Genomic DNA, 13,511 nt, shown 5'->3' with positions numbered 1-13,511 from the left:
AATTCTTCCCACAGCCTAACCTCGTAATAATACTGGATATAATTATTGAAATTATTCCTAAAATACTGTTCAGGTTCTAAAGAAAGAAAGCTAGGTAAGAGGATATTCTGAAAGACGATATATGCAAATGCATTATCAAGGTTTGTTTCTTGCACTTACCTAGTTCTTTGTTTGTTTAAGTATCAAAACAAAACATTTTTATCCTTTTTTCAATGAACTTTATGTATTTTTATTCTTCAATTTAATCAAACACAAACATACGAGGTTTTAAAAACCTGTGAGGTCTTGTCTTTTATTCTAATGTTAGAGATTCTAAGGTATGGAGTCTTTTAAAATTATGTACATCAATAAAGTTCTCTTTATCACCAAAGAAATCTATTATAAAACCCCTGTCTAAACTTGTTTTTTGTGTTGATAAAATAGATTGATACGATGAGTATTTATAATTACTAAAGCCTTCTGTAAATTTATGATGAGTTGGGTTTAAATGTACATAAATAATTAAATTTTTCAGATATTCTTCACTATCTAATTTTATTCTTGAAAAGCGATCTTTGAATAAACTTCCACTTCTTCCGTATTTTTTATTGATACTTTTAGAATATGAATTGAAAAGATTTGAAAATGATTGAGAAATCTCTTTTGAGAGAATATTTTCTTTCGTTTTTATGATTAAATGAAAATGATTTTTTAATAGACAATATGCTAAAATATCACAGGTATTAAAAAGGTGTTTTTTGACTAATTTTAAAAAGTAAATATAATTTTTCTCTTCAATAAAAATATTTTCTTTATTATTTCCACAGTTATAAATATGATAAAAAGAATCTTCAACTAAAACTTCGTATTTCATAACAATTACTTTTTCAGACCTCACAGGTTTTAAAAACCTGTGAGGTCTTTATTCTCAAAATTCTTAATATTTCTTAAAGATAACACAAGCATTTACATCGCCAAAACCAAAACTTGCTTTTGCTAGAATATTTATGTTTTTTTCAACTAATTTTTGCGGAATTTTATCATCAGAAATCAAATCTAAAATCTCTGGATGAACATCTTCACAATTAATGTTAGGAAACATAAACTGTTCTTTAATTTCTAAAACAGAAGCCACAGATTCAATTGCACCAGAAGCAGACAAGCAATGCCCAATCATCGATTTTAATGAATTTATATATGGAAAATCAGTTCCTTTTCTTTGTAATGCTTTGGTCCAATTTTCTATTTCTAAAGGGTCTTTAGAAGTTGCTGTTAAATGCCCATTTATCACATCTATTTCGTTGGCAGAAATATTTGCATCTAAAATGGCATCTGTAATACATTTCTGAACAGCTGTTGCATTTGGTGCAGTTAACGTTCCTCCATTTCTTTGTCCGCCAGAATTTATATTTCCTCCTAAAACCTCTGCATAAATGGTTGCATTTCTTTTTAAAGCACTTTCTAAAGACTCTAAAACCAAAGCGCCTCCTCCACTTCCTGGTACAAATCCAGATGCTGTTTTACTCATAGGTCTCGAGCCTTTTTCTGGACTTTCATTGTGCTTGTAAGTCATAACTCTCATCGCATCAAAACCTCCCCAAGTATACAAACTACTATCGCTAGAACTTCCTACCAACATTCGTTTCGCTTTTCCGTTTTTAATGCGTTCAAACCCCATTAAAAGTGCTTCTGTTCCTGTTGTACAAGCAGATGAATTAGTGGTTACTTGATTTCCAAAACCTAAAATTCCGCCCAAATATGCAGAAATTCCACTTGCCATTGTTTGTACAACAGAAGTACTTCCCAATCGTCTTACATTTTGGTTATCTATTTTATAAATCGCTTCTCTAAATTTTTCGATTCCAGAGGTGCCTGTTCCAAAAATAATTCCTGAATCATAATCTAAATTCGAATTTTCATCAACCAAAAAACCTGCATCTTTCCATGCATCTATTCCTGCTATAACTCCGTATAAAATTGATGTAGCATTGAATCCTCGTAATTGTAAAGGCGATAAATATTCGCTTATTTTTTCTTCGGAAACATGCGGAATTCCGCCAATACAACAAGAAAAACCCTTGTCTTTTAAATTTTGATGAAAGGCAATTCCTGATGTTCCATTTTTTATGGCTTTTGTAAAATCGGGCAATCCAACTCCATTTGGTGCTACAACTCCTAAACCTGTTATGACGACTCTGTTTTTCATTTATACTGATAAAAATTAGACACGAATTTCACTAAAAATCTCTTATCAATTAAAATTTTTATTTAGCGATTATCATTCCAGAAATTGTTCCTCTACAAACAAGTTCTTTTTTAGAATTTATCATTTTTACGGAACATTTTAGTTTGTTAAATCTAAAATATTCTTTTGTGGAAATTACAATTATTTTTTCATTTGGTAAAACTGGTAAAAAGAAATCTATGTTGTTTGATGTTAATGCAATTTGTGGTTTTTTATCCGCTGAAATTTCATCTTTCAATAAAAAAAAACCTAAGCAAACCACACCAATTTGCGCCATGGTTTCTGTTAAAATTACACCAGGCGTAATTGGATTGTCTTTAAAATGACCCTCGTAAAAAAATTCTTTTTCTTTAAATGTGTAGTTTCCTGTAACTCCGTTTTCTGAAATTTCAGTTAACTCATCTACAAACAAAAATGGTTTTTTGTAAGGTAAATTATGTATGATTTTGGTTGAATTCATTTCTGCATTTTAACATCTTTTACCATTCTAACAAAATTCTTTGCGCAGAAAATCCAGGCCCAAAACTTAGCATAATTCCACGTTCGCCTTTTGTAGGGTTTCTATCCATAAAACGTTCTAAAACATACAAAACCGTTGCGCTTGACATATTTCCATACAAACGTAAAACCTCTTTTGTATCATTAATATCCTTACCTAATTTACCAAATAAATCTTCTACAGTTTGCACAATTTTCTTTCCTCCAGGATGAAATATTAAATGGTCAATATCATCAATAGTTAAATTGTTTTTTTCTAAAAAAGGATGAATAATCGTTGGAAAATGATCCGAAATTTTTTGAGGTACTTCCTTGTCTAAAATCATTTGCAAACCTGTATTTACCAGTTTAAAACCCATCATATTTGTAGCATCATAAAAATGATACATGGCTTCGTCTATAATTGTTGCCCCTTTATCTTCTTCGCAAGAAGACAAAATAACTGCTGATGCTCCATCACCAAAAATGGCTGCAGAAACAATATTTGTCATCGAAAAATCGTTTAACTGAAACGTGGCTGTTGGTGCTTCTACTGCAATTACTGCTGCTCTTTTATTCGGATTCGCTTTTAAGAAATTCTTCGCATAAATTATTCCTGAAACTCCTGCTGCACAACCCATTTCTGTAACTGGCAAGCGCACAATATCTTGTTTCATTCCCAGAGAATTTATCAAATACGCGTCTACAGAAGGAATCATAATTCCTGTACAACTTACGGTAATGATGTAATCGATATCTGTGGGTTTTAAACTCGCTTTTTCTAAAGATTTTTTGAGAGATTTTTCTGCTAATTGAATGACTTCTCTTGCATAAATATCGTTTTTTTCTTCGAAAGAAGTGGCTGTAAAAACCTCTAATGGCTCCATAATGGAATAGCGTTTGTCGACAGCTGCACTTTCAAAAAGTTTAATTACTTTTCTTTGAAAACGTTCTTCTTGATCTTGCATCCATAATTTTACAAACGGAATAATATCTTTGGTTTCTCTGTAATATTTTGGAAGTTGCTTTGCAACTGAGGTTATCTTTACTTTCATAGTTTGTAATTACACAGAGAATCGCAGAGGTTTTTTACAGAGATTCTCGGAGGTTTTTTTTTAATTTTTTTTTTTTGACACAGATTTCACAGATTTTCTCGGATTATAACTTTATTAAAGTTCTTAAAACAACTTTGAATTTTTAAACTCAAAACTTTGAACCAATTATTTGTGCTTTTTTCGAAAAACTTTGCGTCTTTGCGACTTTGCGTTTAATTTTCATCAACACAACTTTAAATTTTAAACTCAAAACTTTGAACCAATTATTTGTGCTTTTTTCGAAAAACTTTGCGTCTTTGCGACTTTACGTTTAATTTTCATCAACACAACTTTGAATTTTAAACTCAAAACTTTGAACCAATTCTTTGTGCTTTTTTCGAAAAACTTTGCGTCTTTGCGTTTAATTTTCATCAACACAACTTTGAATTTTAAACTCAAAACTTTAAACTTTCAAGCGTCCATAAATAACGAAAAGCCCATTTCCATTGAATTCTTGGTTTTACTTTTATTTTTTTTGATATTTCTTCTAAATCTTTTCTTTTAAACCCTCTTAAAACTGATGTTAAACCATCTTCGATAATCATTTTATTAGAGATAAAAATCGACAATAATAGAAACAAATAATACGCTAATTTATGTCTGTGTAAATCGTTTACAACAATGCCTATTTTGGTTTGTTTAATGGTATTTTTTAAAAACAAAACGAGTTCTGGTTCTTTAAAGTGATGAAAAAATAACGTTGCCAAAACAACATCTACTTTTCTATTTTTAAAATCATCAGAAAAAATATCTTGCGTTTCAAAACTTAATTCTGGATAATTTACAGACAATTCATTCGCATATTCAATCGCTGTTGGGTTTGCATCTACTCCAATTAATTTAAATTTATAACTGTGTTTTCTACCGAATTTTGCAACATCTCGTAAAATATCTCCATGTCCACAACCAATATCTATAATTGTAATTTCTTGTGCTTTATTATGGTTTTTTAAAATAGACTTTAATCCATTTATTGTTACTTTATTGCCTCCCAACCACCTATTTATCTTCTCTAATTTATCTAACGTATCTCGCAACAAATCGCCACCAATAGAAAAATCGTCCATCAATTCTTCTTTGTTTGTTCTTTGTTTTGTGCTTATGAAAAAATCCATTAATTCTTTTTAAATTTTTATTGATTTTCCATGCGTTTGTCTAATAATAATTGGCAATAAAAAAGGCATTTTCTTTAAAACAGCTAATAAAAAAGATGCTATTCTATCTTTTCTGAACAACATTGCAATAAAATGTCCTGTTTTTAAACGCCATTTAAATTGTTTGTTCCACTGTCTAATATAAAGCTTTTCAAGTTCCTTTCTTGTTTCAATTTTACCATTTGAGTAATTTAGAATCAGTTTAGATGCAATTTGTGCAGATTGTATGGCCATACTCATTCCATTTCCACAAAGTGGATGAATCATTCCTGCAGCATCGCCACACATTAAAATATGATTTTCTACTGGTTTTTTGGTTTTAAAAGAAATCTGACTAATAGAAAGTGGTTGTTTCCAAATTGGTTTTGAATTTTGAAACATTTCTTTTAAAAAAGTATTTTTAAAGACTACATTTTCTTGAAAATCGTGAATGTTTTTATATTTTTTGAATGCCAAAAAATTGGTAATGTAACATAAATTAATCGCATCGTTTTCTACTTTAGAAACCCCACAATAACCACCTTTAAAATTATGAAGCGCCACTAAATTTGCTGGAAACTCTCCTTTTACGTGAATTTTTACTCCTAAGTAAGGCGATTTTTTTTTGATGAAATTGCGTTCCATTTTTACATCTAATAAAGAACGTTTTCCAAAAGCACCAATGCAAATTTTAGATTTAAAGCTGTTATTTTCTTTGGTTGTAACTGTAAAAACATCTTCCTTAAAATTAACGTTTAAAACGGAATCTTGTAAAATTACAGCATTATTTTCTTTTGCTTTTTCCGATAAAATAAAATCGAATTTGTAACGAGAAATTCCAAATCCGCCCAAAGGTAATTTAGCTGAAATAATTTTATTTTTCGTGGTTGATAACTGGAAACTTTCAATTTTTACGGCACCAAAATTAAACGGATTAATCTCTAAAAATTTTAAATAAGGCAATACTTCGTTCGAAATATATTCGCCACAAACTTTGTGTTTTGGATATTGGTTTTTTTTCAATTAATAAAACTTTCTTTCCTAATTTCGATAAATGAATTGCGTTGCACAATCCTGCCAAACCTCCACCAATAATAATGATATCGAAATTTTCTTTCATTTTTGTTTTTTTTCAGGCTTTATAGGCTTTTCTTACAGTTAAAAATACAAAAAGACACTGTGTCTTAAAACTCAAATTTTAATTGTACCCAAACTGGTTCTTTAATTTCTGTGTTTAAATTTCCGAAAGAAATTCCTAATAAACGCACAGAGTTTACCAATTTATCTTGAAACAACAACTCTTTTAGCACAGGAAAAAATTCTTTTTTCTTTTGCATAAAATGTGGTTTTGTTTTGCTTCTTGTTTGTTGTGTAAAATCGGAATATTTAATTTTTAAAGTAATGGTTTTTCCTTTTGTATCGTTTTTTAGCATTCTTCGTTCTAACTCATCTGCAATTTTATCTAACTTTTCTAGCATAAAAATTTCTGAAGAAATGTTTTCGTTAAATGTTCTTTCTGCTGCTAAAGATTTGCGAATTCTGTTTGGTTTTACAGCACTGTTATGAATTCCACGAACAATATTATAATAATGTGTGCCCGATTTTCCGAATAAAGTAACCAATTCTTCCAACGATTTTTTCTTTAAATCGTTTCCAATAAAAATGCCTAAATTGTACATTTTAGCGGCTGTAACTTTACCCACACCATAAAATTTATTTACGGGCAATTCTTCTAAAAATTTAAGCACTTCTTCTGGATGCACTGTTTTTTGTCCATTGGGTTTGTTTATGTCTGAAGCTACTTTTGCAATAAATTTGTTAATGGAAATTCCTGCAGAAGCTCGCAAACCTGTTTCATCATAAATTCTCTGGCGAATTTCTTTGGCAATATCGTTTGCAGATGGATTTCCTTTCTTATTTTCGGTAACATCTAAATAGGCTTCGTCTAAAGAAAGTGGTTCTACCAAATTTGTATATTCGTAAAAAATTTCTCTAATTTTTGCTGATAACTCTTTATAGCGAGCAAAATCTGACTTTACAAAAATTAAATGTGGACATTTTTTCTTCGCCATAAAACCACTCATTGCAGATTTTACACCAAATTTTCTGGCCTCGTAACTTGCTGCAGAAACGACTCCTCTTATTTCACTTCCACCAACAGCAATTGCTTTTCCTCTTAATTCAGGATTATCCAATTGTGCTACAGATGCATAAAATGCATCCATATCTATATGAATAATTTTTCTGAAAGGAGGTTGTAATTCCATTTTAACAAAAATAAGAGAGTTTATTAACAGTTCTGTCTTTTTTTATATCAAAAAAGTAAATACTTTCGCGACATAAAGTAATGGTTTTTATTTTCAAAATTATTGAAACTAAAATTAAAAGGGAATCAGGTGATTTTTAAGTAAAAAATCCTGAACTGTTCTCGCAACTGTAAGCTTCATCTTGTAGAAAAGATGTCTGTTAAATCTTACGCCACTGTTTAAAAAATTAAATGGGAAGGTTTTAACAAAAGTAAGTCAGGAGACCTGCCAATGCTCAAATTCGTGTTTTTTATGCTTTCGAGAAAAAGGCTAGAAACTATTATTTTTTGTTAACCATATCTATTCTTTTGTTTGATTATTTTTTTAATCTAACTCGTGAAATAGAATACGCATACGAATTTTTAAACTGTAATCTAAAACCCAATTATAATGAAGAATTTTTATGCTGTATATGCATTGCTATGCATTTTAGTAATTACCTCTTGTTCCAAAAAAGACACTCCAGAAATCGAAGAAGAAGTTATTTTCGATTCTACTTTTATTTTAACGTTAGAGAATAACAAAACAACAATTAACTTTTTAAATAGTGGCGCTTTTTTAACGCCAAATGTGTACGAATCTACAGATGGTAATTCTATCTCTTTTTCGAGTTTCGATAATGCGTTATTTGTTGTTAGCCAAAAAGGCCCAAATTACATTACACAATTAGACGTAGAAAACTTAAATGTTGATAATGTTGTGACTAAATCGAACCTTTCTTCACCTTCTTACTTAGCAATGTATTCTGCTACAGATGGCTTGGTTATTGGGGTTTCTGGTAGAGGAAGACGAAGAAAATACAATGTTGCTCCTGTAAATATAACAACTGGTATTGGAGAAAAAATCGATGGCTTTTCTAATAAAATCTTATACAACAATGTCGCTTTATTAGCAGACGGAAACAAGGTTTTAGTCGCAGATGGTAAAGATTTAAAAGCTTTTAATACCACTACAAAAAAAGTAACTACTTTGTTAACTTTTAAAGAAAATATTTCTGGTATTTTAAAAAATAAAAACGGAACAATTTGGGTAGCTACCGAAAAAAGAACAGAAAAAGCAGCGTTTACAAAATTAAACGAAGATTATACAATAAACGAAGTTGTAACCATTACAGACGACAATATCAACTTGTTTAAAAACAGCCTTTTAAGTTTAAATCATTCTAATTTTACAGCATATTGGTCGGAATCTGCCTCTGGTAAAATTTACAGATTTAATACGATTACAAAATTAGTCGAAGAATTTGCAACACCAACCACAAATAATGTTGCTTTTACAACAGTTGTAAAACAGCATCCTGTTACAAAACAGGTATTTGTAATGGGTTTAAAAGATTTTTTAGATCCTGATAATAGTATTATTGCCATTTATAACGATAATAAGTCTTTTGAAAAAGAAGTAAAAGATGTTGGAAAGTCTCCTATAGATATTTATTTTTCTGATAAAAACTTTACAAACTAGAAGTTTTTTTAAAAAGTAAAATTTTATTTAAAGGTGAAATAATCTATTTTAAACATTAGATTGCTTCACTTTTTTTATGAGCTATTTTTAAAGAATGCATAATAAGCTTTTTTATATATGAGAAAAACATATCCTTTTTATGGGTTTTAAATATTTAAATTACTGGTTTCAAAATAATTAAAATTTATTATAAGAAATTTCTAACCTAAAAACGCTATACAAATTTTAGTAACTTCTTCTAATTCTTTAGACATTTTCTCTTTTTGCCAGGGATGAGAAACATTAAAAACATGGTCGGCATTTTTAATGATTTTTAATGTGCTTTTGGGGTTCCAAGAATGTATCTTTTTACTTTCTTCAACAGAAATTGAAGTATCTGCATCTCCATGAATAATTAAATGTGGTACAGTAACTTTTTTTGCTGATTTTTCGATATTTAATCGTTCTTCGTTCTCTTTGAAGTTTACATAAAATTGATAAAAATGTGGCATTAATTGTTTCGTTCTTCCATTTTCTACATATTTTACGCCTCTTTTCTTCCAGTTTTCTAAATCGCCAATTGTAGATGATCTTGAACCAAAATCGCAAACTGAAGCTAAAGAAATTAAATTTCTTACTCGAAAATCTTCAGCCGCTTTTATGGTAACAATTCCTCCAGCTCTACTGTGCCCAATTATTGAAATATTATTACGCTTTGCTTCATTTTTAAAATTGGTATTTGTAGAAACCCAATCTAAAACGCTTTCTAAGTCGTCTAATTCTTTGGTGTAATTATTATTCCCAAAAGCTTCTAAATCTGGGAAATCTATTGGTTGTTCTGCAGTGCCTCCATTGTAAGAAAAATTAAATTTTACAAAGAAAAAACCAGCTTCAGCAAATGCTTTTGCCACTAAATTCCAAGCGCCCCAATCTTTAAAACCTTTGTAACCATGACAAAAAATAACTACTTTTTTTGGTTGATGTGTTTCCTTATAAAAAACGTCTGTTACAATTGGTTTTTGGTGTTTTCCTTCAATTAGTATATTCTTAATTATTTTCATCCTTTATTAAATTAAATAATAAATTTTAACATCGTAAATAGGGCAAAACCGGCTGTAATAAAACATAAAACCAAGTTTATATTGTTGGTAAGGTTTCCTGTTTTTTGCTGAATTTTATGTGCAAATTTACCATATAAAAACAGAATAAAGTAAATACCAATAACAGAGCCAACCACAAATAAAAAAACCGAAATAGTATCGAAATGTATAAAATTAAAAGTCATTAATAATGCTGCCATTCCACAAAAAAAAGGAATCGCAAACATGTTAAGTGCAGATAGAATAACACCTTTTAAAAAAAAGCTTTTCTTACTCTTTTTTTGAGGTGCTGTTATTTTCTTTTCTTTCTTATTTTGTTTGTAAAAATAAAGCGATAATAAAAGTAAAACTACAATTCCTGCTTTTTCTAAAAAGATTAAAAAAGTAGGACTCTGATGAATGTATGCTGTTAAATAAATAGAAACATACGCTTGCAAGAAAACAATTATAGAAACACCCAAAGTAAAATTGCTAAACTCTTTTTGGTTTCCATTTAATCTAATTTGTAAGGCAGTCATATTTAATACACTTGGTGGTGTGTATCCTAAAAAAGAGAAAAGAAAGCCTAAAAAAAATACAGAAATCATAAACAATGGTTTGTTTTGCATTGTGTCGAAATTGGTTACAAAAAATTACTATTTTTGATGATTTTTTTATGAAAGCGTAATTTTATCGACATAAAAAAGGCTAAAATTATGTTGGTACTTTTTGTTAATTTCTTTTGTTTTTTTCTGAATCGTTTTTTCGATTTTTTTAATATTTACTTATTGCGATACTAAATAAATTAGGTTTCCTAAACCAACAAGCCCTGTTAAGCAACCTAAAATAAAGTCCATTTTTGTAGCAATGTATGTTAGTTTGTGTTCAATTTTCTCTGCAACAATTGCATATAAAGAATATAAGGTAAAAGAACCTATTGTAGATCCAATGGAAAAGAAAAAAGCATTTAGTAAAGAATATTCAAAATATTTTAAACCAATTAAAAGAGAAATGGCCGTAAAATAAAAAGGAACTGCAATGGTGTTTAAAGAAGACATAATTATACCATGTAAATACGCTTTCGATTTTGGTATTTCTTGTTTTTCTTTAATTATTTTTTTTGTAAAATACAATCGAAAAAAATTAATAGATAATAGAAACAAAATACCTGTTCCTATTTTTTGAATTAAGGTAATATATTCGGAATTTTTCATTAAAATACTAGCTAAATATGCACCAATATTCGCCTGAAAAAATAAAACAGTTGCATAACCACCAATTAAATAAAAAGCGGCTTTTTTTCCATTTCTTAAACTAAATTTTACAACTGTTAAATTTAAAAAACTGGGTGTAATACTGCCAGCAGAAGCAATTAAAAATCCAAAGAATATATAAATTAAGAGAGTCATAAAGAAATTTAAGTTAAAAAAATAACAGGGCAAACACATCTATATTTTCTTAATATTGATAACCAACAACTTGGTTTTTCGTAAACTTACTTCTTTTATAATTGAAAGAAGTTAGCCTGCTGATAATCATTTTTTTTTGAATGCGTTTGCCCTGTTTTGCCCTGTAAAAAACGAAACGTGTTATAAAAAGAAGGCACGTTTACAATTTATTTTTTAGCTTTTATTCTTCTTTATGCGCTTTGTCCATCGATTCATGCTGTTCTTTCATTTTGGTATGTTCTCTTACCATCATTTCGTGTTCTTGGTTCATTCTATTATGATCTTCTTCCATCATTTTATGGTCTTCTTTTATTTTTTCGATAGACATTTTTTCTTCTTTGTGCTTCTTTTTTATTGCTTCATGTTTTTCCATAAGTTTTTCATGATTTTCAATTAAAGAAGCATGTTTATCAATTATTTTTTTATGCTGTATAATATATAGTTTATGAGCTTCATCATCTTCTTCTTCTAATTTATTTGTTATAGAATCGTGCTTTTGTATCCATTGGCTATGCGTTTTTTCAAAATCTATATGTTTTTCTTCCATCGATTTATGAATAGAATCCATTTTGTTATGTATTTTTTCTAATTCTTTGTGATAAGAATTGTCTTTACAACCCATTATAAAGGTTAAAAGTAATAGCATAGTACTTACAGGTAAAATGTTTTTTAGAATTTTCATACGTTTTTAGTTTTTAATTTAGTTTTACATTTATAATTTCAAATATAAAAAAAACGCATCAAAATATTGACGCGTTTCGCATATATAATAACTTATTACAGTTTTTTAGATTACTCCTTGAGCCAACATTGCATCTGCAACTTTTACAAAACCTGCAATATTTGCACCTCTAATATAATCTATAGAACCATCGTCGTTTTTACCATATTCTACACAAGAATCGTGAATGTCTTCCATAATATCTTTTAATCTTGAATCTACTTCTTCTCTCGACCAAGAAATTCTTAACGAATTTTGGCTCATCTCTAAACCAGAAGTGGCAACTCCACCTGCATTAGATGCTTTTCCTGGAGCAAATAAGATTTTTGCGTTTTGGAATTCGTGAATTGCTTCTGGTGTAGAAGGCATATTTGCACCTTCCGAAACACACATACAACCGTTTTTAATTAGCTGTTTCGCTTCATCTCCATTCAACTCGTTTTGTGTTGCACATGGTAAAGCAATATCGCATTTTACAGACCAAGGTCTTTCTCCTTTTACAAATTTTGCATTCGGATACTTCTCTGTGTATTCGCTAATTCTTCCACGTTTTTCATTTTTAATATACATTACGTGTGCTAACTTTTCTGTATTTATTCCTTCTTCATCTAAAATATAGCCTCCAGAATCTGATAAGGTTAAAACAGTTGCTCCTAATTCTATCGCTTTTTCTGCAGCATATTGTGCCACGTTTCCAGAACCAGAAATTACTACTTTTTTATCTTTAAAAGAATCGTCTTTTCTTTGCAACATATTTTGTGCAAAATATACGTTACCATAACCTGTAGCTTCTGGTCTAATTAAAGAACCACCCCAAGATTGTCCTTTTCCTGTTAAAACACCTGTAAATTCGTTGTTTAGTTTTTTATACATTCCAAACATAAAACCAATTTCCCTTGCTCCAACACCAATATCTCCAGCAGGAACGTCTGTATTTGGACCAATATGTCTAAATAATTCGCTCATAAAAGCGTGGCAAAAACGCATAATTTCGTTGTCTGACTTTCCTTTAGGGTCAAAATCAGAACCACCTTTTCCACCACCCATTGGCAATGTTGTTAGCGAGTTTTTAAAAACTTGCTCAAAAGCTAAAAACTTTAAAATACTTGCATTTACAGATGGGTGAAAACGCAAACCTCCTTTATATGGACCAATTGCAGAGTTCATTTGTATTCTATAACCTCTATTTACTTGAATTTCTCCATCATCATCTACCCAAGAAACACGAAAAGAAATTAATCTTTCTGGCTCTACCATTCTTAATAAAATATTTTTTCCGTGATAAATATCATGATTCACGATATAAGGAATTACAGTTTCTGCAACTTCTTGAACGGCTTGTAAAAATTCTGGCTCATGGTTATTTCTACTTTTAACCATTTCCATAAACTCTTTAATTTTTAACTCCATAATTTTATATGTGTTTTTTTATGAATTTTATAAAATTTTAATCCAACAAAGATACGTAATTTCTGAATTGACAAAATAAAATTTTTATTTTATTTACTATCTGCTTCGCCTTATTTCAATCGATTTCGAAAGCTGAATTTGTTTTCTTTTCTTTAGATTGATAAAACTCTACAAAAAAC

General features: G+C 29.5%; 12 protein-coding genes, 1 pseudogene and 1 riboswitch. Of the genes and pseudogenes, 1 reads left to right on the top strand and 12 read right to left on the bottom strand.

What is annotated here, in order from left to right; all coding sequences use genetic code 11:
• Nucleotides 1-292: 292 nt before the first annotated feature.
• The 7 genes and pseudogenes from J3359_RS11205 to dinB all read right to left on the bottom strand — a co-directional run bounded on the left by J3359_RS11205 (nt 293) and on the right by dinB (nt 7,195).
• Nucleotides 293-853, bottom strand: a complete 561-nt coding sequence (locus J3359_RS11205) for a transposase (protein WP_208076952.1) — start codon at nt 851-853, stop codon at nt 293-295.
• 63 nt (nt 854-916) lie between these two features.
• Entirely contained in the window at nt 917-2,185 is a 1,269-nt protein-coding gene (locus tag J3359_RS11200) for a beta-ketoacyl-[acyl-carrier-protein] synthase family protein (RefSeq protein WP_208076951.1), read from the bottom strand.
• A gap of 58 nt (nt 2,186-2,243) precedes the next feature.
• Nucleotides 2,244-2,684, bottom strand: coding sequence for a 3-hydroxyacyl-ACP dehydratase FabZ family protein (locus tag J3359_RS11195; RefSeq protein WP_208076950.1), 441 nt, complete (start codon nt 2,682-2,684; stop codon nt 2,244-2,246).
• Between the two features lie 19 nt (nt 2,685-2,703).
• Nucleotides 2,704-3,756 carry a type III polyketide synthase gene (locus J3359_RS11190; RefSeq protein WP_208076949.1) on the bottom strand — a complete coding sequence of 351 codons (1,053 nt, stop codon included), beginning with the start codon at nt 3,754-3,756 and terminating at the stop codon, nt 2,704-2,706.
• 434 nt (nt 3,757-4,190) lie between these two features.
• The gene (locus J3359_RS11185) at nt 4,191-4,910 is read right to left on the bottom strand and encodes a methyltransferase domain-containing protein (RefSeq protein WP_208076948.1); all 720 of its coding nucleotides are present in this window, start codon (nt 4,908-4,910) and stop codon (nt 4,191-4,193) included.
• A 9-nt stretch (nt 4,911-4,919) separates the two neighbouring features.
• Nucleotides 4,920-6,048: pseudogene (locus J3359_RS11180) on the bottom strand (NAD(P)/FAD-dependent oxidoreductase).
• Nucleotides 6,049-6,112: 64 nt separating this feature from the next.
• Nucleotides 6,113-7,195, bottom strand: a complete 1,083-nt coding sequence (dinB, locus tag J3359_RS11175) for a DNA polymerase IV (protein ID WP_208076947.1) — start codon at nt 7,193-7,195, stop codon at nt 6,113-6,115.
• A gap of 64 nt (nt 7,196-7,259) precedes the next feature.
• A riboswitch (cobalamin riboswitch) is annotated at nt 7,260-7,481 on the top strand.
• A 143-nt stretch (nt 7,482-7,624) separates the two neighbouring features.
• Here dinB and J3359_RS11170 point away from each other — a divergent pair.
• Nucleotides 7,625-8,695 carry a DUF5074 domain-containing protein gene (locus J3359_RS11170; RefSeq protein WP_208076946.1) on the top strand — a complete coding sequence of 357 codons (1,071 nt, stop codon included), beginning with the start codon at nt 7,625-7,627 and terminating at the stop codon, nt 8,693-8,695.
• 200 nt (nt 8,696-8,895) lie between these two features.
• On the opposite strand, the gene J3359_RS11165 is transcribed toward J3359_RS11170, so the two are convergent.
• From J3359_RS11165 to gdhA, 5 genes are all read right to left on the bottom strand, one after another.
• Complete coding sequence (locus J3359_RS11165) at nt 8,896-9,735, bottom strand: alpha/beta hydrolase family protein (protein ID WP_208076945.1); 840 nt, start codon at nt 9,733-9,735, stop codon at nt 8,896-8,898.
• Between the two features lie 11 nt (nt 9,736-9,746).
• Complete coding sequence (locus J3359_RS11160) at nt 9,747-10,361, bottom strand: LysE family transporter (protein ID WP_208076944.1); 615 nt, start codon at nt 10,359-10,361, stop codon at nt 9,747-9,749.
• 177 nt (nt 10,362-10,538) lie between these two features.
• Nucleotides 10,539-11,162 (bottom strand): LysE family transporter, encoded by a 624-nt coding sequence (locus tag J3359_RS11155; protein ID WP_208076943.1) that lies wholly within the window; start codon nt 11,160-11,162, stop codon nt 10,539-10,541.
• A 220-nt stretch (nt 11,163-11,382) separates the two neighbouring features.
• The gene (locus J3359_RS11150) at nt 11,383-11,883 is read right to left on the bottom strand and encodes a hypothetical protein (RefSeq protein ID WP_208076942.1); all 501 of its coding nucleotides are present in this window, start codon (nt 11,881-11,883) and stop codon (nt 11,383-11,385) included.
• 105 nt (nt 11,884-11,988) lie between these two features.
• Complete coding sequence (gene gdhA / locus J3359_RS11145) at nt 11,989-13,332, bottom strand: NADP-specific glutamate dehydrogenase (RefSeq protein ID WP_208076941.1); 1,344 nt, start codon at nt 13,330-13,332, stop codon at nt 11,989-11,991.
• Nucleotides 13,333-13,511 lie beyond the last annotated feature (179 nt).

Source organism: Polaribacter cellanae (genome assembly GCF_017569185.1).
Classification (GTDB): Bacteria; Bacteroidota; Bacteroidia; order Flavobacteriales; family Flavobacteriaceae; genus Polaribacter; species Polaribacter cellanae.
This window is presented reverse-complemented; position numbering and strand designations above follow the sequence as displayed.

Bases quoted from the DNA above. Each gene is read 5' to 3' on its own strand.
- J3359_RS11165 (WP_208076945.1), bottom strand. From the start codon at position 9,735: ATGAAAATAATTAAGAATATACTAATTGAAGGAAAACACCAAAAACCA.
- gdhA (WP_208076941.1), bottom strand. From the start codon at position 13,332: ATGGAGTTAAAAATTAAAGAGTTTATGGAAATGGTTAAAAGTAGAAAT.
- J3359_RS11160 (WP_208076944.1), bottom strand. From the start codon at position 10,361: ATGATTTCTGTATTTTTTTTAGGCTTTCTTTTCTCTTTTTTAGGATAC.
- J3359_RS11150 (WP_208076942.1), bottom strand. From the start codon at position 11,883: ATGAAAATTCTAAAAAACATTTTACCTGTAAGTACTATGCTATTACTT.
- J3359_RS11155 (WP_208076943.1), bottom strand. From the start codon at position 11,162: ATGACTCTCTTAATTTATATATTCTTTGGATTTTTAATTGCTTCTGCT.
- J3359_RS11190 (WP_208076949.1), bottom strand. From the start codon at position 3,756: ATGAAAGTAAAGATAACCTCAGTTGCAAAGCAACTTCCAAAATATTAC.
- J3359_RS11170 (WP_208076946.1), top strand. From the start codon at position 7,625: ATGAAGAATTTTTATGCTGTATATGCATTGCTATGCATTTTAGTAATT.
- J3359_RS11195 (WP_208076950.1), bottom strand. From the start codon at position 2,684: ATGAATTCAACCAAAATCATACATAATTTACCTTACAAAAAACCATTT.
- J3359_RS11200 (WP_208076951.1), bottom strand. From the start codon at position 2,185: ATGAAAAACAGAGTCGTCATAACAGGTTTAGGAGTTGTAGCACCAAAT.
- dinB (WP_208076947.1), bottom strand. From the start codon at position 7,195: ATGGAATTACAACCTCCTTTCAGAAAAATTATTCATATAGATATGGAT.
- J3359_RS11205 (WP_208076952.1), bottom strand. From the start codon at position 853: ATGAAATACGAAGTTTTAGTTGAAGATTCTTTTTATCATATTTATAAC.
- J3359_RS11185 (WP_208076948.1), bottom strand. From the start codon at position 4,910: ATGGATTTTTTCATAAGCACAAAACAAAGAACAAACAAAGAAGAATTG.